Origin of the sequence: Anaerorudis cellulosivorans (assembly GCF_025943985.1) — a bacterium.
GTDB classification, from domain to species: Bacteria; Bacteroidota; Bacteroidia; order Bacteroidales; family Dysgonomonadaceae; genus Anaerorudis; species Anaerorudis cellulosivorans.
The window spans coordinates 1-23,352 of sequence record NZ_JAPCWE010000016.1 but is presented as its reverse complement, the minus strand read 5'-3'; the positions used below and the strand labels follow the sequence as shown (position 1 = coordinate 23,352).

The 23,352-nt window shown below is 42.3% G+C and carries 21 protein-coding genes; 10 read left to right on the top strand and 11 right to left on the bottom strand.

Annotation, left to right across the window (positions count from 1 at the left end; translation table 11 throughout):
- Positions 1-55: 55 nt before the first annotated feature.
- From OLM34_RS09360 to OLM34_RS09345, 4 genes are all read right to left on the bottom strand, one after another.
- A complete protein-coding gene (locus OLM34_RS09360) occupies positions 56-829 on the bottom strand; it encodes a uroporphyrinogen-III synthase (protein WP_264406862.1) in 774 nt (257 codons plus the stop codon).
- On the bottom strand, positions 826-1,680 hold the full coding sequence (locus OLM34_RS09355; RefSeq protein ID WP_264406861.1) for a DUF4271 domain-containing protein: 855 nt from the start codon (positions 1,678-1,680) through the stop codon (positions 826-828). The genes OLM34_RS09360 and OLM34_RS09355 overlap by 4 nt, the downstream gene beginning before the upstream one ends.
- 174 nt (positions 1,681-1,854) lie before the next feature.
- Complete coding sequence (gene metK, locus OLM34_RS09350; protein ID WP_264406860.1) at positions 1,855-3,159, bottom strand: methionine adenosyltransferase; 1,305 nt, start codon at positions 3,157-3,159, stop codon at positions 1,855-1,857.
- 248 nt (positions 3,160-3,407) lie between these two features.
- Positions 3,408-4,013 carry an HAD family hydrolase gene (locus OLM34_RS09345; protein ID WP_264406859.1) on the bottom strand — a complete coding sequence of 202 codons (606 nt, stop codon included), beginning with the start codon at positions 4,011-4,013 and terminating at the stop codon, positions 3,408-3,410.
- A 250-nt stretch (positions 4,014-4,263) separates the two neighbouring features.
- On the opposite strand from OLM34_RS09345, the gene OLM34_RS09340 reads away from it, so the two are divergent.
- Entirely contained in the window at positions 4,264-4,926 is a 663-nt protein-coding gene (locus tag OLM34_RS09340; protein WP_264406857.1) for a C40 family peptidase, read from the top strand.
- A 69-nt stretch (positions 4,927-4,995) separates the two neighbouring features.
- On the opposite strand, the gene OLM34_RS09335 is transcribed toward OLM34_RS09340, so the two are convergent.
- Positions 4,996-5,577 carry an HdeD family acid-resistance protein gene (locus OLM34_RS09335; protein ID WP_264406855.1) on the bottom strand — a complete coding sequence of 194 codons (582 nt, stop codon included), beginning with the start codon at positions 5,575-5,577 and terminating at the stop codon, positions 4,996-4,998.
- Positions 5,578-5,822: 245 nt separating this feature from the next.
- Here OLM34_RS09335 and prfB point away from each other — a divergent pair.
- Positions 5,823-6,933 (top strand): peptide chain release factor 2 gene (gene prfB, locus OLM34_RS09330; protein ID WP_264406853.1). Its coding sequence is split into 2 segments (ribosomal slippage): positions 5,823-5,885 and positions 5,887-6,933, totalling 1,110 coding nucleotides; the frame shifts between segments, so codons are not numbered across the junction.
- Positions 6,934-7,014: 81 nt separating this feature from the next.
- Here prfB and OLM34_RS09325 read toward each other — a convergent pair.
- The 4 genes from OLM34_RS09325 to OLM34_RS09310 form a co-directional block, all read right to left on the bottom strand.
- The gene (locus tag OLM34_RS09325) at positions 7,015-8,649 is read right to left on the bottom strand and encodes a lytic transglycosylase domain-containing protein (protein ID WP_264406852.1); all 1,635 of its coding nucleotides are present in this window, start codon (positions 8,647-8,649) and stop codon (positions 7,015-7,017) included.
- Positions 8,650-8,714: 65 nt separating this feature from the next.
- The gene (locus OLM34_RS09320; protein WP_264406850.1) at positions 8,715-9,413 is read right to left on the bottom strand and encodes a DUF5683 domain-containing protein; all 699 of its coding nucleotides are present in this window, start codon (positions 9,411-9,413) and stop codon (positions 8,715-8,717) included.
- Between the two features lie 12 nt (positions 9,414-9,425).
- Complete coding sequence (locus tag OLM34_RS09315; RefSeq protein WP_264406849.1) at positions 9,426-10,334, bottom strand: ParB/RepB/Spo0J family partition protein; 909 nt, start codon at positions 10,332-10,334, stop codon at positions 9,426-9,428.
- 36 nt (positions 10,335-10,370) lie between these two features.
- Positions 10,371-11,135 carry a ParA family protein gene (locus tag OLM34_RS09310; RefSeq protein WP_264406847.1) on the bottom strand — a complete coding sequence of 255 codons (765 nt, stop codon included), beginning with the start codon at positions 11,133-11,135 and terminating at the stop codon, positions 10,371-10,373.
- Positions 11,136-11,577: 442 nt separating this feature from the next.
- Here OLM34_RS09310 and OLM34_RS09305 point away from each other — a divergent pair, with 442 nt between their 5' ends.
- From OLM34_RS09305 to argH, 8 genes are all read left to right on the top strand, one after another.
- Positions 11,578-12,198: a GNAT family N-acetyltransferase gene (locus OLM34_RS09305; RefSeq protein WP_264406845.1), complete on the top strand. Its 621-nt coding sequence runs from the start codon at positions 11,578-11,580 to the stop codon at positions 12,196-12,198.
- Positions 12,199-12,240: 42 nt separating this feature from the next.
- A complete protein-coding gene (gene argG / locus OLM34_RS09300; protein WP_264406843.1) occupies positions 12,241-13,431 on the top strand; it encodes an argininosuccinate synthase in 1,191 nt (396 codons plus the stop codon).
- Complete coding sequence (gene argC, locus OLM34_RS09295; RefSeq protein WP_264406841.1) at positions 13,424-14,398, top strand: N-acetyl-gamma-glutamyl-phosphate reductase; 975 nt, start codon at positions 13,424-13,426, stop codon at positions 14,396-14,398. The genes argG and argC overlap by 8 nt, the downstream gene beginning before the upstream one ends.
- Before the next feature lie 151 nt (positions 14,399-14,549).
- Positions 14,550-15,677, top strand: a complete 1,128-nt coding sequence (locus tag OLM34_RS09290) for an aspartate aminotransferase family protein (protein ID WP_264406839.1) — start codon at positions 14,550-14,552, stop codon at positions 15,675-15,677.
- Entirely contained in the window at positions 15,674-16,630 is a 957-nt protein-coding gene (locus tag OLM34_RS09285) for an N-acetylornithine carbamoyltransferase (protein ID WP_264406838.1), read from the top strand. Before OLM34_RS09290 ends, OLM34_RS09285 begins: the two co-directional genes overlap by 4 nt.
- A gap of 59 nt (positions 16,631-16,689) precedes the next feature.
- Positions 16,690-17,517: an acetylglutamate kinase gene (gene argB, locus OLM34_RS09280; RefSeq protein ID WP_264406837.1), complete on the top strand. Its 828-nt coding sequence runs from the start codon at positions 16,690-16,692 to the stop codon at positions 17,515-17,517.
- Between the two features lie 58 nt (positions 17,518-17,575).
- A complete protein-coding gene (locus OLM34_RS09275) occupies positions 17,576-18,697 on the top strand; it encodes a M20/M25/M40 family metallo-hydrolase (RefSeq protein WP_264406836.1) in 1,122 nt (373 codons plus the stop codon).
- A 142-nt stretch (positions 18,698-18,839) separates the two neighbouring features.
- Positions 18,840-20,138: an argininosuccinate lyase gene (argH, locus tag OLM34_RS09270; RefSeq protein ID WP_264406835.1), complete on the top strand. Its 1,299-nt coding sequence runs from the start codon at positions 18,840-18,842 to the stop codon at positions 20,136-20,138.
- A 23-nt stretch (positions 20,139-20,161) separates the two neighbouring features.
- Here the strand turns inward: argH and OLM34_RS09265 are convergent, their stop codons facing one another.
- Both OLM34_RS09265 and OLM34_RS09260 read right to left on the bottom strand, forming a co-directional pair.
- Positions 20,162-21,481 (bottom strand): TldD/PmbA family protein, encoded by a 1,320-nt coding sequence (locus OLM34_RS09265; RefSeq protein ID WP_264406833.1) that lies wholly within the window; start codon positions 21,479-21,481, stop codon positions 20,162-20,164.
- 43 nt (positions 21,482-21,524) lie between these two features.
- Positions 21,525-23,045 (bottom strand): TldD/PmbA family protein, encoded by a 1,521-nt coding sequence (locus tag OLM34_RS09260; protein ID WP_264406831.1) that lies wholly within the window; start codon positions 23,043-23,045, stop codon positions 21,525-21,527.
- Positions 23,046-23,352: the final 307 nt, after the last annotated feature.

Genomic DNA, 23,352 nt, shown 5'->3' with positions numbered 1-23,352 from the left:
TTATAAAACAAATTATTTCTGTAGAATCAAGCCATTTTCTTGAGCTCTTTCTTTGCTATTTTGTCTGTGTATGGTTTTTCTGATTTTCTTTCAGAAAGAGCTCTAATGCAGCCGTCATAGAAGGTATACCCGGAAGAGGAGCTTCGCAGTCGAGCCTCAATCCGGCATCTCTCACTGCTTTGGCTGTAGTACTGCCAAAACATCCAATAGCCATATCTCCTTGCTTGAAGTTCGGAAAATTTTTGAGTAACGAATTCACGCCCAATGGACTAAAGAAAATAATCATATCACAATCCAGTTTCTCTCCCTCTTCAAAATCGTTACTTACTGTACGATACATAACACTTTCCGTATAATCGATTTTCTTCTCGTCGAGAAATTTGGTAATTTCCCCATTATGCTGATCAGGAACAGGCAAGAGAAATTTTTCTTTTGCATGTTTTGTCAAGGCATTACTCAATCCTTCCATCTTTCCTGTAGAACTGAAAAATATTTTTCTTTTCCTGTAAACAATATATTTTTGCAAATATAATGCTACTCTTTCGGAGATACAGAAATATTTCATGGTTTCGGGTATAGTAATCCGCAACTCCTCACATAAAGAAAAAAAGTTATCGACAGCTGTTCTTGATGTAAAAATTATAGCAGTAAAATCAGGAATATTAATACGTTGTTGCCTGAATTCCTTTACAGAAACTCGTTCTACTTTTATAAAAGGACGAAATTGAATTTCCACATGATACTTATCTGCTATTTCATAATAAGGAGACTTATTATCTGCAGGTTGTGGCTGTGAAATAAGTATTTTTTTAACTCTCCGTACGCTCATAATCCAATATTACCTACGACAGTAATTAGTGAAACTAAGCCCGTTAAAAGTAAAAAATAGGGCAAAATTTCAATGCTGCAAAGATACACAATAAAATAAAGAAAACCTATTTTGTTTTTAACAAAAATGTTTAGAGCTGCAACCATCACACCCATTCTGCTTATAAAAAAAACAACGAAAAGCAAAACAAAAGCAATAGGGGCTATTTCCGGAAGAAAAATATAGAAAAAGGCAGGGAAGAAGCATAAGATGCCCATCAGCTCCACTATCTGCAAATATTTTTCTAACCAACCTTTGATATTGGCAGGAGAAAAAACAGTTCCTAAAAAATAGTAAACCAGATAACGGAAGAAAATGAAAACGCTTAATAGTAAAAAAACCTCTAAAAAAAGCAGCCACCGATTTGGCTGAAACATTTCAGCTATACCCCGATTCCAAAAATAAACGAAAAAAATCATTGAAAAGACAAGTACAGTCTGAAACAAAAGGAACAATTCGCCCCATATTTCTCTGATTGTCACTTGCTCTTTATATACAGAAGCAGTACGTTTACGAAAACTTACCAAATTCTTGAAATTGGCAAAAAGTATTTTTCGTTCGGAGCGATAGAAAAGGGAAAACAAAAGAAAACAAAAAACGAAAAGCAAAAAGAAAATACTGCTTTCGAGTTGAGGGAAAGCTCGCGGTATGCCTACATAGGCTGCATCGACAACAGAAGACAACGCATGCAATGTGCTTGCATCCGGTTTAAAAAAAAGCCCTGCCGAATCGTTTGGGACAACCTGAAAAGGTGAAAACCGGAACAACAACGAATCGGAAATTGTCAACCTATCGGGAATTGTGTCAATCACCGCCTATGTGCATATTTTCCGCAAATTTACAACTCTTTTTTTAGATAGAAAACAAATTCAAAAAACCCATCCGATACTATGATTCTCTTGCTTTATACTTTCATCATCGAACGAACAGACAGCATGAATATGAATATGAACAACGGCAACGAGCATAAAAATGCTCGTCCCCTATTACAGTCCAAAAGCCTCTTTAATCTGATCCACGTAATCCAGTTTTTCCCACGTAAAGAGTTCTACTTCAATCTCGATAGGCTCCGGCATATATCGTGACGAAAAGACTTTTTTTACCCACTTGGGTTCGCGGCCAAAGTGTCCATAAGAAGCTGATTCAAAATAAATGGGATTGCGAAGCTTCAGTCGTTGCTCTATAGCTTTCGGACGCAAATCGAACATTTCACCGATTTTCTTTGCAATTTCGGCATCCGACATTTTTATATTACTTTTCCCGTACGTGTTTACGTAAATGCTCATCGGTTGAGCAATACCGATGGCATAAGAAACCTGTATAAGCACCTCCGGCGATACACCCGCTGCAACAAGATTCTTGGCAATATGACGCACTTCATAAGCAGCCGACCGATCAACTTTGGAAGGATCTTTCCCCGAAAAAGCCCCTCCTCCATGAGGTACTTTTCCGCCATAGGTATCCACAATTATTTTACGTCCCGTAAGTCCGGTATCGGCATGCGGACCTCCCAAAACAAATTTTCCCGTAGGATTTACCAAATATCTGATCTTGTCATCGAATAATCGATGAATATCTTTTCGGCATTTATAATTTTCGCGAACACGGGGGACAAGAATCGTCATCACGTCGTGCTTAATTTTCTCCTGCATAGCCTTATTGGCTTTTTCTACAGCATCAGCCGATTTATCGATAGGAAGAATAAATTCATCATGTTGTGTTGAGATTACAATCGTGTCGATGCGCAAGGGTGTGCCGTCTTCTGCATATTCAATAGTGACTTGCGATTTGGCGTCCGGCCTCAAGTAGGGCATCAAATCCGGTTCATTCTTTCGAATGTTGGACAATTCCCGCAACAATGCATGACTCAAATCCAACGGAAGAGGCATATAGTTGTCGGTTTCGTTGATAGCGTAACCAAACATCATTCCTTGGTCGCCTGCACCCTGATCCATGGGATCGGTTTTCTTTTCGACTCCGCGATTGATATCTTCCGACTGCTCATGAATGCTCGATAAAACGCCGCAAGAATTGGCTTCAAACCTGTACTCACTTTTTGTATAGCCGATACGGGCGATCACTCTACGAGCCACTTCGGCCAAGTCAACATAAGCTTTGGATTTTACTTCTCCTGCCAGCAGCACCTGACCGGTAGTTACCAATGTTTCACAAGCTACTTTAGAGTCGGGATCATACGCCAGAAACTCGTCAAGCAAAGCATCCGATATCTGATCGGATACTTTATCGGGATGTCCTTCGGACACAGATTCGGAAGTAAATAAATAATTCATTTTTTCGCTGTTCTAAAATTAAATGGTTTTATCAAAACAACGGAATAAAAAGAAACTGAAGCAAACGAGGGAAAAATGCGAAGAATCTTTTAGCATTTTTTTTTGTGGTTGCAAGCAGCTCAAATCTTTCCACATTGTTTTTTAACGATGCAAAGTTAATAAGAAAAAACATCTCTGTCGGCAGAAGAATTGTTAAACTGTATTATAATGATACATTTCAACTCAAAGCATACCGGTATTCCATTCATCTACAACACTTTCATCGTTTTCAATGTTTCTCCCAAATTCACTTCGGGAGTTAAATGAACCGTCTTGAAGCCCAACTCTTTTGCCGTTTTTATATTCTCGGCATTGTCGTCAATAAGAAGCGTTTCCTCGTCTTTCAAATTATACCGGTCCAACAAAATCCGATAAAGTCGCGGATCGGGTTTAACCAGTTTTTCCTCTCCCGAAACAACAATACCATCAAACAATTTAAAAAAATCGTATTTTCGCAGAGCGATAGGAAGCGTTTCGGCAGACCAGTTGGTCAATCCATATACCTTATATTTCGCTTTCAAGGGTCTGATCAATTTTACATTATCTTCAAAAAGGCCACCCAACATTTCTTCCCAACGGCCATAATACATCCCTATTTCTTCCTTATATTCAGGATATTCCTTCTGAAGCATCCGAGTAGCTTCATCCAGTGATCGTCCGGCATCTTGGAGAAGATTCCATTCGTACTTGCAGATATTTTGCAAAAAGAAATCCATCTCTTCTTCCGTCTTGAATACTTTTCTGTATAAATAGCGAGGGTTCCAATCAATAAGCACGCCTCCAAAATCGAAAACAATATTTTTAAGTTGTTGCATGAAAAAATACCTCCAATAATTTCTTCAAAGATACAGGATATGCTCCATTCAACCGTACATATCGCAAACGTTAATTGTTAAAAAACAAAAACTCGCACCGGTGAATCAATTATCTTTTATTATTTTTGCCTCACGTATACTGTTTAAAAGATATTCCATGTGTCTCTTGTTGAATCGAAAAAATACCCGGTATAAACTTCTTTCCTTATTATTTGTCGCTTTCATTTTGTCCTCCTGCGGAACAGAGCGGATGGCAACACGAGGCAAAGACGAGGCAACATCGATACGAAACGAGGTTATTAATTACAGCATGCAGTACCTGCATAAACCTTATCAAGCCGGCGGTAAAGGTCCTTATGCTTTCGACTGTTCCGGATTCACAGCCTATGTATTTAAAAAATTCGGATATAAATTAGGGGCAAGTTCCGAAGAACAAGACCGCCAAGTAGCCACAATTCAACGAAGAGAAGATTTGCAAGTAGGGGATCTGGTTTTCTTTGAAGGACAAAACCGTAACGGAAAAGTCGGGCATGTGGGAATAGTAACCAATATCACGTCGAAGCGAGAATTCAACTTCATCCATGCTTCCACCAACAATGGCGTTATCATCTCTTCATCAAGCGAGCCGTATTATGATTCTCGCTATTTAAGAGGGGGCAGAATACTGAAAGAAACGGCAAAACAGCGTGCGCCCGTTTCTACACAAGCCCCCAAAAACAGTCAAACGAAAAGACCAGCAGGTAAAGCAATAGAAACAGATTCTGCGACAATCATTATTCACAGCCGCCCTCCATACCCCAAAGAAGCAACTGCACCTCAATCACCCAACAAAAAGGAAGCAAAATTCAAAAAAAAATCCCTTGCCGTCTTAACCAGACAAACTGCAGTGCCACCTCCCGAAGAGGAATCCTAACTAGCACACCTTTAATTTAATAGGATACTTCAATGTAAATAAGGGTTTTCTTTAACGAATCTATCCTTTTTACAATTCATTTTTCATCTTTTTCCACAGGTTATTCAACTTAATGAGCCGCGTAGAAAAATAAATCATATAAAAGCCGGTCACAATAAAAGCAATACCTGTCCAAACAACAATGCTTACTCCTGCAAAAAGCGGATTCCACAACATCATAAATGAAAAAATCAGTGCCAATACAGCAACCAGCATCAGCCAGCCCCAATCCATTATTCCATACTGCCGCATTTCGTAAGCCGAACTTATACCCAAAATGGAATAAAACAACAACATGAATCCCACATAAAAAGGTAGAGTCGCCATAGAAATGGCAGGGTTTAAAATCATCAATAGTCCGATGATTATACTCAAAAGTCCTAAGGCAAAAGACCATCCCCATGATTTATGCTTATTGGAAAAAGCAAAAATCATTTCGAATATCCCGCTAAGGAAGAATCCCACAGCAAAGACGATAGAAAGCATAATGTATGATTCTAACGGCGTTGTGAGTGTCCAAATTCCCAACACAATCAATAAAACGCCCACAATCAAAGGCAGGTACCAATGCTTGATTGCATTTTCAATGGTTTTGTAAATTGTATTCCCCATAAATCAGTCTCCTTATATTTTTGGTAAAATTAAAAACAGACTCAGTTAAAATAATGAAAACAGATTTGATTTATCTTTATAAGGTTTTCAACCCACTTTTTGTTCTTGGAATCAAGCATAAAAATAGTTGGTTTACCCTTCATGGCCGGTTGAATCTGCAGATAATAAAAAATGCCGAACAGATTTGTTAAAAGAAAAGGTTATATGTAATTTTGTATTCTCGAAAATAAAAACCAAACAAAAATATGATAACTGCAGAACAACTGAAAGAGATTCAGGAGCGCGAGCAAGCGCTAAGGAGGTATCTTTGACATCGATACAAAAATTATCCAACTGGAAGAAGAAGAATTGAGAACACAATCGCCCGATTTCTGGAACGATCCGAAATCAGCAGAAGTACAGATGAAAATCGTCAAAGAGCTGAAAAGATGGATCGAGTCGTATCATGAAGTAAAATCGGCGACTGAAGAACTTGAACTTGCCTGCGATTTTGTTAAAGAAGGTATCGTCACCGAAGAAGAGGTGGATGAAAGCTACAACAAAGCACTAAAACTAATTGAGGATCTCGAATTGAAAAACATGCTCCGAAACGAAGAAGATCAACTTGGGGCAGTGCTTAAAGTAAATGCAGGTGCAGGTGGAACAGAAAGTCAAGACTGGGCATCGATGTTGCTTCGCATGTATCAACGCTGGAGCGAAAACAAAGGTTACAAAACAACCATTACCAATTGGCAAGATGGAGATGATGCCGGCATAAAAACCGCGACCCTGCAAATCGAAGGCGATTTGGCTTATGGTTTTCTGAAAAGCGAAAACGGTGTTCATCGCCTTGTACGTGTGTCGCCATACAATGCACAAGGCAAACGCATGACCTCGTTTGCATCGGTTTTTGTAACCCCATTGGTTGACGACAGCATCGAAATTGAAATAAATCCTGCAAACCTGAGCTGGGATACTTTTCGTTCATCCGGCGCAGGGGGACAAAACGTAAACAAGGTGGAAACCGGTGTGAGACTGCATTATATGTACAAAGATCCGGATTCCGGTGAAGAACAGGAAATTGTAATTGAAAACACCGAGAGTCGTTCACAAATGGGAAATCGCGAAAATGCTCTTCGCTTATTGCGATCGCAACTCTATGAAATAGAACTCGAAAAACGTCGTGCGGCACAAGCAAAAATCGAGTCAGAAAAAAAGAAAATAGAATGGGGATCACAAATCCGGAGCTATGTTTTTGATGATCGCCGGGTTAAAGACCATCGGACCAACTACCAAACATCCGATGTTACCGGGGTTATGGATGGAAATATTGATGGCTTCATTAAAGCTTATTTGATGCAATACGGCGGAGAATAATGATCCATTTGTTTTCAGCAGAAAGATCGAACAGCAAAAAAACGTATTTTACAAAATCATGCTAAGAAACGCCGTTTCTTTTTATACACCCCCGACTTTTTGCTTCCCGGAATTGTCTATTTTTTCTTTGAGGTATTCCGAAATTATATTGCTTCCCGCAGAACCATCGGGAGATTCACCATTTTTATATTCTGTAACGGAAGAAGGTTCAGCTATTTCGGAAACTTCTTCCCCGGTTTTCCGGACGATCAATTGCTCACCTACCGAAATTTTGCTCGAACGAAGTCCATTCCAAGATTTCAATTCCGAAACGGTAACCCCATTTTTTTGGGCAATTTCACCCAATGTATCTCCTTTCTTTACTCGATAATACTGATTGATTTCTCTTGAAATATTTTGAATAGAATCTTCATTTATTTCGCCATATTGTAATTGGGATTCGGAAGAAGATACCGCCTTTTTCCCTACAATTAAGCGTTTCCCTATGGAAAGAACAGTAGATTTCAATCTGTTCCATGATGTTATCTGGGCCACAGTCACACCATTTCTTTTGGCAATCTTGCTTAAGTTATCCCCTTTTTTCACGCGATAATAGACCACACCATTACTGCCAACCGGCGATTCCCCCCCCATGATGTACTGATCCGTTTCGAGTCGATGCGTAAAATACACTGAACGCTTACAATTCAGTATCTCGTCTTTTTTATCGATGAAAGCGATCATTTTATTTGTGGGTAAGACCAATGCGTAAGGCTTGTAATTGCCCGGAACAATATCACGTTTAAACTGAGGGTTAAGCCGACGAAGTTCATTTACAGGGATATCCAATATTTCGGCTATCTGTCCGAAATGAATTTCTTGATTTACGTGTACTGTATCCAACGCCTGAAAATTGTTCAGTTTCACCGGACAAATATGATGCTCGGCATAATATTTCATGATATAATTGGCTGCAATAAAAGCCGGCACATATCCGCGTGTTTCGCGAGGCAGGTAATAATAAATTTCCCAATAATCCTGTTTACCTCCACTACGAGCAATGGCTTTATTTACATTCCCGGGTCCACAGTTGTAAGCAGCAATTACCAAATTCCAATCACCGTAAATACTGTACAAATCTTTAAGATAACGTACCGCCGCCTCGGTCGATTTATAAGGATCGCGACGCTCATCTACCAAACTATTTACCTCGAGTCCATAACCTTGTCCTGTTTTCAGCATAAATTGCCAAAGCCCCGTCGCCCCCATTCGGGAAACGGCAACCGGGTTCAAAGCCGATTCGATAACGGGAAGATATTTCAGTTCCAATGGAATATCGTAACGATCGAGCATTTCCTCAAACAACGGAAAATAATAATCGCCCAAGGTTAACATAAAGGCTACCTGCTCGCGGCGGCGCATAGCATACATTTCGATATAGGATCGGACAACACGGTTGAATGAAAGTTCCATCTCTGAAGGAAGACAATATAACCTATTCCTATAAACCGTATCGGGACAAACCACATTCTGACCACTGTTGCATTCATTTTCCGAGGCGGAAAAATCAATCTGCCAATCGTGCAGTAAATCGGCAAGGCTTGTCGTCATGCTTTCGGGAGGCACAATAGCCTTATCTTCTATTGTGTCCTTCACCTGTTGGAAGGACTGGGAGTACAAAACCGGAAAAACGGCCGTTACCATTACTGAAAAAATAAAAAGTCGTTTCATCTTCATGTTCTGTTTTTTAAAAAATAAAAAATGATGAATTGCCCCTCGTGAAGGCGATTGCAATGGTTGTGTTAAAAATTAAAACTGCAATGTATACCAAACGCATTTGCCGCGTAATAACTGTTTTTTTGTATAACGGCAGGTTCTACACGCAGGGAAAGATCGGGGGTTATATCAAACTCAAACAACTGTGCATCAACATATGCATCCATAATACTTAAACCATACAAAGCTACTGTACCAATAATACTTAAATCTCGATAACGACGATAATAATTTTTCCCCCTCCTCAGTACATCCTTCAACCACGTCGTATCCACACTTTCGGGATCTTGTCCATAACGCAGGAAGTTGTGCCAGCTATTGGTTTCGGGATCCTCATCCATAATATCTTTATATGCCTGGAAATAATCCTGGTAATAGCGATTATTCCACGAAATAGCATACGAAAGACCGATAAATCCACCATAAAGAATGGGTAATTTCCAGTATTTCCGATTGTAAATCTGTCCCAAACCCGGGAAAATAGCAGAAAAAATAAGGGTTTTTCTCGGATCAGGCTTGAATTCTTCCTTTTTATCGATAATAGTATCGGTTTGCTGCTGTATTACCACCGATTGATCTCTAACAGGAATAGTATCCTGGGGTTCCTCTTCGATAAAATAAGTCAACTGCGACTCATCGGAATGCAGAAGAGAGGAAACTTCTTGAGCTTGCGAAGCATAAATACCAAAAAGTAAAAAAAATCCCACTATCTTCCAGCCTTCCATTCGCTGCAATTTTTATTTTTTCTTTAGCTGATCAAAAATCCCGATAATCCGTTCCAATTCGTTTGGCGATTTAAACGAAATGGTGATTTTACCTTTGCCTTGTTTATTGCATGTAAACTGAACATCCGTTTTAAAATAATCGGAGAGGTGTTTTTTTAAAGCTTCGAAGTCGCCAACAGCAGATTTTTTTCCTTTTGAGGAATTCGACTTCTGAGCCCGTGGCGGATTAATAATTTCTTCTACTTCTTTTCCTTCATTGATTTCCTTAACGATAGCTTCTACTTTGCGCACTGACAAGCCATCTCTTAAAATCAGGTTATATACGGCCAATTGTGAAACCGGATCATTGATAGTTACCAATGCGCGGGCATGCCCCATGTCAATTTTGCGGTCTTTAATACCCATTTGTACTTCTGCAGGCAGCTTCAGCAGTCGCAAATAATTGGTAATGGTTGTCCGCTTTTTCCCTACCCTTTCGCTTAATTGCTCTTGGGTCAACGAAAACGAATCGATGAGATTCTGATAAGCCAACGCAATTTCGATCGCATTAAGGTCTTCCCGCTGGATATTTTCGATCAGTGCCATTTCCATGAGTTCATCATCATCAGCAGTTTTAATGTATGCAGGAATAGAATCCAATCCCGCCATCAACGAAGCCCGATAACGCCGTTCCCCCGCAATAATCTGATACTTTTCATCATCAACTTTGCGTAAAGTAACGGGCTGTATTACTCCGATCTTGCTAATAGATGCCGCTAACTCACCCATTGTCTCTTCATCGAATATGCGTCTTGGTTGATCCGGATTCGATATAATCTTCGACAATGCAATCTCATTGATGGATGACGACCCACGAGTAACGGCATCATCCATCGTTATCAATGCGTCCAGTCCTCTTCCCAATGCATTCTTTTTTGCCATGCTCACTTTATTAAACGATTATCTTGAGGCACAAAATTAAGCATTTTTCTCGATTAACTCTTTGGCCAGTTGAATGTAATTCACTGCACCACGAGAACCTGCATCGTACATCAGTGCAGGCTGCGCATGACTTTGCGACTCGCTTAATGTGATATTTCGCTGTATAACTGTCTTAAAAACAAGTTCTTGAAAATGATGCTTCACTTCTTCATAAATCTGGTTATGCAGACGCAAACGTGAATCGTACATGGTTAATACGAAGCCCTCAATTTCCAATTTCGTATTCAGTTTCGACTTGATAATCTTAATGGTATTAAGTAGCTTGCTCAATCCTTCCAATGCAAAATATTCGCACTGAACGGGAATAATTACCGAATCTGCCGCCGTTAATGCGTTGACGGTGATAATCCCTAACGAAGGCGAACAATCGATAAGAATATAATCATATGCATCTCTCAAAGGGTCAAGTAACTCCCGTAAACGTTTCTCTCTGTTCTCCATTTGCACCATTTCGAGTTCCGCACCTACCAGATTAATGTGAGAAGGAATGATATCGATATTTTCGAACGGCGTTTTAAGTACAATATCAAAAGGGCTTATCTTACCAATAAGCCCTTCGTATATTGTATTTTTTGTATTTCGTATGTCAATTCCCAATCCCGACGAAGCATTGGCCTGTGGATCGGCATCTACCACCAACACTTTTTTTTCAAGTGCAGCTAGCGACGCCGCCAGATTAATGGTTGTGGTGGTTTTACCCACTCCGCCTTTCTGATTTGCCAACGCAATTATTTTTCCCATATGCTGAAATTCAATTTAATTAAAAAGCAAATTAAACAATAAATCAGTAAATACGATGTTAATTAAAAGATTATTTTTGTTGAAAAGTAATAAAACGAAATTTGCTTGTGACAAAAGTACATAATTCACCATAAACCGACAAATTGGAGCGCTTTCTATCCAACCGATTTGCATTTTCAATCGTTTTCTCGTTTTTTATAGGATTTTTCTTCTAAAAATATCCGTATTACAATTATTATTTTTACTTTTGCAGTCTCAATGACCAAGATATTCTTACATATTACTACCATAATGAACGAAGCAACGTATTTAGTCCGACGATGCTTTTGATCAGCTATTTTATAGACTATCTTCATTGTCTATAAAATCCCCTTTTATCTTTCGCAAGATTGCGACACAAAATAAACCCAATTTATTCACAATTTATTTTCGTAAAAGTAAAATGAATGTAAAAATTCAAGTGGCCAACAGCAGCCACGCAAAATACGCACAACAAATATGCGATTTAATATATGAATCGGCTCAAGCACGTGGAACAGGCATTGCCAAACGTTCACCGGAATACGTAGCCGAAAAGATAAATGCAGGAAAAGCCGTGATTGCTCTTGATGGCGACAAACTGGTGGGTTTTTCCTATATCGAATCATGGGGACATGATAAATTTGTGGCCAATTCGGGATTAATCGTTCATCCCGACTATCGGAATCAAGGAATAGCCAAAAGAATAAAGAAACGGATTTTCGATCTTTCCCGAAAACTGTATCCTCATGCAAAGATTTTCAGCATCACGACAGGACTTGCTGTCATGAAAATGAATACCGAACTTGGATTCAAGCCGGTTCCTTTTTCGGAATTGACCGATGATGAAGAATTCTGGAAAGGATGCCAGGGTTGTCGCAATTTCGATATTTTGCAGCGCAACAATTATAAAATGTGTCTCTGTACCGGTCTTTTGTTTGATCCCGAAAAAGAAATGAAGCCAAAAAGAGAACGCCCTTTTGCAAAAAAGATGGTAAAACCGATTCTGAAGAAAAAGACACCAAACAAACTCTTCAAAAAATAAATATTCTCATCAAAAGCTCGTTAGCTTGCAAAAAACAAAAAAATGAAACAAAAAGTAGTTTTGGCATTTAGTGGCGGACTCGACACCTCGTTCTGCGTGCCATATTTGATTAACGAAAAAGGCTTGGAGGTACATACCGTCATCGTCAATACGGGCGGTTTTTCCGAGGAAGAAGCCAAACGTATTGAAGAACGCGCACTACAACTGGGTGCAACCACACATACCTGCATCAATGCCGTAGAAGATTATTACCAACGAGGCATCCGATATCTGATTTTCGGTAATGTGTTAAAAAATAACACGTACCCCCTTTCGGTAAGTTCCGAACGATTTTTCCAGGCATTGAACATTGTTGAACATATCAAGAAAACCGGGGCCGAGTATGTTGCTCACGGAAGTACGGGCGCAGGTAACGATCAGATCCGTTTCGATCTGGTTTTCGAAGTGCTGGCTCCCGAAGTAAAAATCATCGCTCCTATTCGCGAACTCGGCTGGTCGAGACAACAGGAAATCGACTACCTGCGAGAAAAAGGATTTGATTTTTCGTGGGAAAAATCGAAATATTCCATCAATCAAGGTTTATGGGGAACCAGCGTTGGCGGAGTAGAAACGCTGAAATCATCAGGTGTGCTCCCCGAAGAGGCCTATCCATCGCAAGTAACCGATCATGGAGTTGAGCGTATCAAAATCGGTTTCCATAAAGGAGAACCGGTTTCTTTCAATGGAAAAGAAATGAATCCTGTAGATATCATCCGCACCATCAATAAAACGGCATCGAAATTTGCCATCGGACGCGACATCCACGTTGGCGATACCATTATCGGCACGAAAGGCCGCGTGGCTTTTGAAGCACCTGCTCCATTGATCCTCATCAAAGCCCACCATCTGTTGGAAAAACATGTACTGACCAAGCACCAGTTGTATTGGAAAGAACAGCTCGGCAACTGGTACGGACAACTCATGCACGAGGCACAGTATCTTGAGCCTGTGATGCGCAACATTGAGGTTTTTCTCACAGATACACAGAAATTCGTAACAGGAGAAGTGGAAGTTGAGCTGCGTCCCTATCATTTTTCCGTATTGGGATGCGAAAGTCCCTACGACCTAATGAACCCCATCTTCGGCGATTATGGCGAAAGCAACAAATCGCTCACCCCGCAAGATATCATTGGTTTTACCAAAGTCGTAGCCAATCCGTTGAAAATTTACCATACCATTCATCAAAATGATTAACGTAAGTATAGCCGGAGGAACAGGATACACAGGAGGCGAACTGTTGCGCCTCCTGCTGAATCATCCTCAAGTGAAAATCGATTCGATAACAAGTACCACATCAGTCGGGGTTCCGGTCACTAACATCCATCGCGACCTGTTGGGAGAAACCGATCTTTGCTTTACCAACAAGGTCGGATATCCGGATGTGATCTTTCTTTGCCTTGGACACGGAATTTCCCGCACTTTTCTTCGAGAGAATCCCATTGAAGAATCGTGCAAAATCATCGATCTTGGAAGCGATTTCCGCAATGAGCCGATATTTGGCAGTCGCCAATTTGTTTTCGGGTTATGCGAGCTTAACAAAGAAAAAATCCGCAAAGCGCACAATATTGCCAATCCCGGTTGTTTTGCCACCTCCATTTTATTGGCACTGATACCCCTGGCAGCCATCAATAAGCTTTCGGAAGCAGTTCACATTCATGCCATCACAGGCTCTACAGGCGCAGGTAAGAAACTTTCCGAAACCACCCATTTCAGTTATCGTGCCTCCAATATTTCGGTTTATAAGCCCTTCACCCATCAACATCTCAACGAAATACAACGCACCTTGGCCGATGCGGGTAACCCTATTCTCCCCGAAATCAATTTCATCCCCATGCGGGGCGATTTCACCCGCGGCATCTTCACCAGTATATATATGAAATGGGACGGTTCGATGAGCGAAACAGAAATCATCGATTACTATAAGCAGTTTTACGAAGCATCTCCTTTCGTCTTTGTCTCCGATGAACCCATCAGTCTCAAAGAGGTAGTAAACACCAATAAAGGATTGGTACATATCGAATTTCACAATGGATACATTCATATCACCTCTATTATCGACAATCTGCTGAAAGGAGCATCGGGACAAGCCGTTCAGAACATGAACCTGATGTTTGGGCTGGACGAAAGCGCCGGATTGAAGCTGAAAGGAAGCGCTTTTTAACAAACCGTTATTTGAGTCCAATTACATAAGTCTTATTTATTGAAGATGAGCAAAAAATCAACCTAAAAATCAGGTTTTTACAAAATTAATTTTCAGTCTTTTGGACTTTTTAAAGCAGACTCTTATTTTAAAAGCAAAAACATAAACAAGAATGAATTTATTTGACGTATATACCCTCTGGAACATCGAACCCGTAAGGGCAAAAGGATGCCGTTTATGGGATAAAAACGGAACCGAGTATCTGGACTTCTATGGCGGACATGCTGTCATTTCCATCGGACACACGCATCCCGAATATACGCGTATGCTCAAAGAACAGATCGACAAACTCGGTTTCTATTCCAATTCGGTAATCAACAGTCTGCAGCAAGAAGTTGCCGACAAGTTGGGCGAGCAGTGCGGCTATCCCGATTATGCGCTATTCCTGTGCAATTCCGGAGCCGAAGCCAACGAGAATGCATTGAAACTTGCCTCGTTTCATACCGGCAAAAAACGCGTCATTGCTTTCCGGGAAGCTTTTCACGGACGCACTTCAGGTGCAGTAGCCGTCACGGACAATCCCGCCATCCAATCGCCTTTCAACACTGGTCATGAAGTCACCTTTCTGCCGTTGAACGATATCGATGCCGTTGCCAAAGAGCTCGACAAAGGCGATGTGGCTGCCATCATTATCGAAGGCATTCAGGGAGTGGCCGGAATATTTGCCCCCGACAACGAATTTCTCCAACAACTCGAAGTGGTATGTAAAAAGCATGACACCGTGCTTATCTTCGATGAAGTGCAGTCGGGATACGGCCGAACAGGTAAATTCTTTGCCCATCAGTTTGCCGGGATCAAAGCCGACATCATCACCACGGCTAAAGGTATGGGAAACGGTTTCCCCATTGGAGGAGTAATTATTTCTCCGAAATTCAAACCCCAAAAAGGAATGCTGGGAACTACCTTCGGCGGGAATCATTTGGCATGTGCCGCAGCCATTGCCGTACTGAAGGTTCTTAAGGAGGAATCGCTGATCAACAATGCCAAAGAAATGGGCGAGTATCTGCAAAAAGAACTTTCAACCTGTGGGGGCATCGAAGAGATTCGCGGCCGCGGCCTGATGATCGGTGTGCAACTCAAACCCGATCAATCCGAACTGCGCAATAAACTCTTGTTTGAGAGTCATATTTTTACCGGCGGAGCAAAAAACAACGTCATGCGCTTGCTTCCTCCCCTTTCCATATCGAAGAATGAAATCGATATTTTCATTCGGGAATTTAAAAAACATACAGAAAAATGAGAAATTTCACCTGCGTTCACGATATCGGCAATTTAAAAAGCGCCCTCGAAAAGGCAACGTATGTCAAAGAGAATCCGTTTGCAGATCAGCAAATCGGAAAAAACAAAACGTTGTTGATGATTTTCTTCAACTCGAGTCTCCGTACCCGGTTGAGCACCCAAAAAGCCGGCTTCAATCTCGGCATGAACGTTATCGTACTCGACATCAACCAAGGCGCATGGAAACTGGAAACCGAAAGAGGAGTAGTAATGGATGGGGACAAAACCGAGCACATCCTAGAAGCCATTCCTGTAATGGGATCGTATTGCGACATCATCGGTGTACGCTCTTTTGCCCAATTCAAAAGTAAGGAAGACGATTACAACGAAGTCATTCTCAATCAATTCATTCAATACTCGGGCAAGCCCGTCATCAGTATGGAGGCAGCTACACGACATCCATTGCAAAGCTTTGCCGACCTCATCACGATCGAAGAATACAAAAAAACACCCCGTCCGAAAGTTGTTCTCACTTGGGCTCCGCATCCCAAACCTCTGCCGCAAGCCGTAGCTAATTCGTTTTGCGAGTGGATGAATGCCACTGACTACGAGTTTGTGATTACCCATCCCGAAGGTTATGAACTAGATGAAAAATTCGTTGGTAAAGCCCGCGTGGAATACGACAAGGAAAAAGCATACAAAGATGCCGACTTCATCTATGCCAAGAATTGGTCGGCATATCGCGACCCCAACTACGGCAAAGTCATCAACATGGACAAGTCGTGGACGGTTGATGCGCGTAAAATGGCACTGACCAATAATGCCTATTTCATGCACTGCCTGCCGGTACGCCGCAATATGATCGTTACCGACGAAGTGATTGAAAGTCCGCAGTCGTTGGTCATCCCCGAAGCTGCCAACCGCATGGTTTCTGCACAAACAGTGTTGAAAGAAATATTGAAGGACAATTTCTGAGATCCTGCACATCGTTTATCGGACAACCAACTTCACCTCTATTTTGTAAATACGGAAAAATGACAGTAAATAGCCAATCATCGCACCACGCTTTAGCTTCAAACTCTGTTTTGAAGGATATAGCTATTGTAAAAATCGGAGGGAACATCGTCGATAATCCTGAAGCACTGGAAACTTTTCTGGCCGATTTTCACCGGCTGGAGGGAAGGAAGCTGCTTGTTCATGGAGGAGGCGTGATGGCTTCGAAAATGGCAAAACAGCTCGGTATCGAAACAAAGATGGTGGATGGACGGCGCATCACCGATGCCGAAACACTGAAACTGGTAACGATGGTGTATGCCGGCTGGATCAACAAAAGCATCGTAGCCTCTTTGCAGAAGCAAGGATGCTATGCCCTCGGCTTGTCGGGTGCCGATGCCGACACCATCCCCGCCAAGAGGAGGTCGCCCGAACCCATCGATTTTGGTTTTGTGGGCGATCCGGACGCAAACGACATCAATACGAATTTTATTTCCCTGCTGATCGAAAACAAGATAACGCCTGTTTTCTGTGCCATTACACACGACGGGAATGGTTCTCTGCTCAACACAAATGCCGATACCGTTGCATATTCGCTGGCTAGTGCCCTATCAAAAAACTATCGTACCACCTTATATTATTGCTTCGAAAAAGAAGGAGTGTTGAAAGACGTTGACGATCCACAAAGCCGAATCGCATCGATGGACAGAGCCGAATACGAAGCCTACAAAAACGAAGGGATAATTGCAGGCGGAATGATTCCCAAACTCGACAATTCGTTTAAAGCCATCGAAAACGGCGTTTCGGAAGTCATCATCCTTCATGCGAAAAATTTATTGACAAAGCAGGGAACGCGACTTAATCTCTGAATCTCCTTCAACGGAAGGGAAACGAAAAATCATTACGACAACATAAAAAAGAAAAGATTTGGAAAGAATCGACTATAATCAATCTCTTTTTCCGGAGGGTACAGCTGCGGATTTTCTTCGCAAGGTGGTTTCTATTCCTTCTTTTTCGGGAGAAGAAAACCTTAGGAGCGATTTTTTGGAAACCTTTTTTGCAAAAAAAGGAATACCAACGCAACGGATTGTCAATAACCTGATTATCTGTCAGCCGCATCACGAGGAAAAAAAGGTTACCCTTATGCTCAATTCGCACATCGATACTGTACGTCCGACATCTGGTTACACTTTCGACCCGTTTAATCCTCCCTTTTCCGACACCCGGATATTCGGATTGGGCAGCAACGATGCGGGCGCTTCCGTGGTATCGATGATCGCAACTTTTCTTCATTTCTATAATACAGAGCTGCCGTTTAACCTCATGCTAGTGCTCTCGTGCGAAGAGGAGAATTCCGGTCCCAACGGTATGCGGAAAATGTGGCCGGAAATAAAAGATACAGTGGATTTTGCCATAGTAGGCGAACCCACAGGCATGAAAGCCGCCATTGCCGAAAGGGGACTGCTGGTGATCGATGCCGAGGCTAAAGGTGTAAGCGGACATGCGGCACTCAACGAGGGGGTGAATGCCATTTATATTGCCGTGGATGACATCCTTACCCTGCGTACGACAACACTCGACAAAATATCCCCGACAATGGGCGAAGTCAAACTCACGGTAACGCAAATCCATGCCGGAACGCAACACAATGTTGTGCCGGACAGTTGCACTTTTGTCATCGATATCCGCCCGACAGACGTGTACACCAATCAAGAGATCATGGATATTCTACAACCGAAAGTCAAGAGCTCACTTAAAGCCCGTTCATTGACCAACAGAAGCTCAGCCACACCACTCAACCATCCGTTGATGCAATGCGTGCAACAACTGGGTATCGAAACCTATGTATCTCCCACCACATCGGACTGGATGCGGATATCGTGTCCGGCTATCAAAATGGGACCCGGCGATTCATCGCGTTCTCATCACCCCGACGAATACATCACAACGGAAGAGCTGAAGCTAGGAATTGCCGGCTATATCCGATTTATTGAAGAACTATCAAAAATCATTTCTCCTACAAAAAGAGATCATTCGTTTCAAAAATAAATTCACACAAACTTTACTAACCTATTGGGCAAATAAAGACTATTGACATCGAAATTATACCAATTAAATATACTATCTTGAACACTTGAAAGCTATTCAAAAAACAATAAAACATACTGACAGTTTAAATCTGAAAAGGACTATGGCAAAAATTTGGGATAAAGGCTTTGATGCCGACAAAGCGGTATCGGATTTTACGGTTGGGAAAGACCGCGAACTCGACCTGCGGCTAGCAAAATACGATGTCATCGGTTCGATGGCGCACATCAAAATGCTGGCAAAAATCGGTCTTTTGACAGCAGAAGAAGAAAATGTGCTACATGACGAACTTGAACGTATTCTGGACAAAATCGAAAAAGGCAATTTCCGTCTCGACGACGATGTAGAGGATATTCATTCGCAAGTGGAAGCCATGCTTACCGAAAAGCTTGGCGAAACGGGAAAAAAAATCCATTCGGGACGTTCGCGCAACGACCAGGTGCTGGTGGACATTAAACTTTATCTTAAGGACGAAATCATGGCCCTGAAAAACGAGATCCTGCAACTTTTTGAGCTGCTACAGCAACTGAGCGAACGCTACAAAAACGTATTGCTTCCCGGCTACACACACGGCCAAATCGCCATGCCTTCATCCTTCGGATTGTGGTTCGGCGCTTACGCCGAAACCTTGGTAGACGACATGCATACGCTGGTAGCCGCATGGCGTGTTGCCGACCAAAATCCACTGGGTTCTGCCGCAGGATATGGCAATTCTTTTCCCCTCGACCGCGAAATGACTACCGGCGAACTGGGTTTTGCCACTTTACACTATAACGTCATTGCCGCACAAATGGCACGCGGGAAAACCGAGCGCATTCTTGCTCAAAGCATGGCCTCTATTGCCTCCACCCTCAACAAGCTGGCAGCCGACAACTGCATGTATCTCTCCGGCAATTATGGTTTCATTTCGTATCCCGACAACCTGACCACCGGTTCGAGTATCATGCCACACAAAAAAAACCCCGACGTATGGGAACTTATTCGGGCACACAGCAACCGGCTTCAAAGCCTGCCCAACGAAATTGCTCTCATGACCACCAACCTGCCTCACGGTTATCATCGCGACTATCAACTGTTGAAAGAAGTTCTTTTTCCCGCCATCGATACCCTGCACCAATTATTACAAATGGCTCATTTCATGCTGCAGCATATTTCGGTGAACAAAGAAATCCTCTCCGATCCGCGCTATGATTACCTTTTCACGGTCGAAGAGGTTAACCGCCGTGTGCTGCAAGGTGTGCCTTTCCGCGAAGCATACCAACAAGTTGGACACGAAGTGGAAAACGGTACGTACAAAGCCAAAAAGGAAGTGCATCATACCCATGCCGGCAGCATCGGCAATCTCTGTACCCCACAAATCAGGGAAAAAATGATGCAGGCAGCCTCTCAGATCAACGGGTAGATCGGCTGCACTGCATTTGAAAATCAGAGTCCGCTGAAATCAATACCTTCGAACACCAGCGACGGGATGCGCCAAGAAGAATTCAATCGCGGATCATTACCCGTTTCGATGAGCGAATTCCAGAGCGAAATCATATTGCCCGTGATATTCATCTCATTTACCGGCTGACTCAATTTTCCGTTTTCGATCAGGAACCCTTCGATACCGTAGGAAAAGTCGCCCGTCGAACTGTTGCAATTACCCCCGTTGAATCCGGTAACCAAGATCCCGTTGTCCACATGGGCAATCAGCCCGTTCAGATCGGTGCTGCCCGGTTGAAGAATGAGAATGGACGGATCGGAAATGGTAGGTTCCATTTTCATTTTGTTGGCATAATACGTATCGATGAAATAGGTTTTCAGCACACCCCTGTCGAAAACAACACGCGGTTGGGTTGCTACCCCTTCTCCGTCGAAATATCGTGCACCCATTGCTCCGATGATATGGGGTTCGTCTTTCAACAAGAACTTGTCGCTCCCCACCTTTTCATTCAGTTTATTCAATAAAAACGAATTCTTTTGTTGCAACTGTGATCCGTAAAGTGCACTAATCATCGGACGTAACAATTGAGAAGAATTCAGCGGGTCGACCACCATCGTATATTCTCCCGATTTGATTTTCTTTTGCCCAAGTTTGCGCAGCGTGCGCTCCAAAGCCTTTTGTCCGATGCCTTCCTTAACGAGTTTATCTAAAAACAGGGATGATTCATACCAGTAGGACGACGGTCGCGCCTCCCCTTCGTCTTTCACCGAAACACTGCACGAAAGGGAATACCATGAACTTTGCATTTCTCCTTCGAAACCATTGCTGTGGATGCGGTAAGTGAAACTTTCGCCGTCGTTATACGAAGACTCCACCGAAATGATGCGCGCATCCTTTCCTATAGCCTCATCTCCGACAGCTTTTGCCAGTGCCACTTTTTCGTCGGGACTAACTGTTGGAAAATTAGGGTCGTACAATTGAAGATCAGGCTTTCCCCCTTTATAATATCGCGATGGATCGGGCAGTTGTCTGGCCTCATCTTTTGCCAGATAGCGCGTGGCTTCGATCCCGTTTTTTATAAAAACTTCAAGTTCTTCCTTATTCAGGCGATTTGTAGAAAACGTTCCGTAACGGCCATCCACATACACCGAAATGCCCATCACGCTTTCCGAAGCCTGTTGCAGGCGGTCTACTTTACCGTCACGTAGCTCGAAAGAGCTATCCGATCCTGCATAAAGATTTACCTTTACTTCACGGCATCCGTTCTTCAAGGCATAATCCAAAGCCCATTGAACTAATTTTTTATCGTTGTTTGATATCATAATTTTCTTAATTTAACGAATAAATAGTTGCATTTCAAAAACCCTAACTTTCTCCTCCAACCGTTAGTTTGCTAACGAGTGCCGAAGGCATACCGCAAGTCACAGGACACGACTGCCCGTCTTTTCCACATGTCCACGTTCCATTGTCTATCGTGGGATTGTTGGCAACCATCGTAATGTCGGCTAGCGCTTTTGGCCCGTTACCAATAATATTGATATCTTTGATGGGCTGTGTAAGCTTACCCTCTTCGATAAGATAACCCGATTTCACGAAGAACGTAAAATCGCCTGCGCCGATCTGAACCTGTCCGTTGGTGAATTTATCCACAAAAATTCCCTTTTTTACTGAAGCGATAATATCCGCCTCAGTCCTATTTCCTGCCTCCATATAAGTTGAGCGCATACGGGGAATGGGGACACATTTAAACGATTCGCGCCGTCCGTTCCCTGTAGAAGGAACACCATAGTAGTTGGCACTGATGCGGTCGTGCAAATAGCTGGTAAGTATGCCGTTCTTCACAATGTAGGTCTTTTGGCCGTAAGTGCCTTCATCATCGATATTAACTGCTCCCCGATTAAACATGATGGTACCATCGTCCACCACATTGATATGTTCATTACAAATCTTTTTATTCAGTTGATCAGAGAAAATGGAAATGTTCTTGCGGTTGAAGTCGGCCTCGAATGCATGCCCGATTGCCTCGTGCAGCAGGATGCCCGATCCACCTGCTCCCATCACCACCGGCATTTCCCCACCTTTGGGCTTTACGGCTTTGAACAGGATAGCTGTGCTCTCAACTGCTTCACGGGCAATAATATCGATCACCTCGTCCGTCAAAAACTCAAAACCTTTTCGGTAAGAACGGGAAGCATAACTGTTCTCGATCCTGCCGTTTTCTTCCATAATACACATAGCCGACAACGCAACCATCGGACGATAATCGTAATACTGTACGCCCTCCGAATTACAAAAAAGAATATGTGATGTATCATCGGTCAACGACGCCGACACTTTCTGAACACGGTTGTCCAATGCAAAAATCCTCTCGTTCAATCGTTGTAGATACGGCATTTTGTCTTTCAACAAAACATACTCCCACGACGTTGTGAACGGATAATAATTGGTTTTGATCGGTTTCTCGGTCAAAGCCACCAGATCGGTTTTTTTAGTCCCCGAAGCAATGCGTGCTGCCGTACGCGCCGCTTTCAGCATTTCATTAAGAGTAATGTTCTCGATATAGGCATACCCCGTTTGGTCACCGGAAATGACGCGAACGCCCATTCCATAATCGATATTGGAACTGCAGCGGTTTACTTCGCTGTCCTGTAAACCCACATAGTTGCTAAAGGTATGTTCGAAAAAAAGATCGACATAATCGCCGCCTTTCTCCAATGCTGCGGACATCACCTTTTGAAGATCATTCTCGGTTACTCCGAAATGATCCATCGCTGCCTTTAGCGCCGATTGTTTCCCGGAAACGCCAAAAGGAGCAGCAAACGAAGGTGCAACTGCTGATCCCAGCAAAGCAAGGCTCCCTGTTTGAATAAATTTCCGTCTATCCATAAATGAATTCATTTATAATAAGGTTATATACTGCGTAAAGGTATTCAATATTTGTGGAAAACATCAGAATTATAAAACAAATAATTCCATTTTATTACCTTTGTAAGGAAAAATGGTGTAATTATGCTGTTATAAAAAGTAAATTACAGTGTTTCAAACAAACTTTTTATTATTTTGTTTCACTACTGTCCCGTTAAGATTTGAGGTCTCGAAATAATTCGAGTTGACCGTCGTCAGACGAGACATTTAAATTTGGTTTGTTGAACAATTCACGAACCGGTATCTTCTCAAACAACATAGTTCCTAT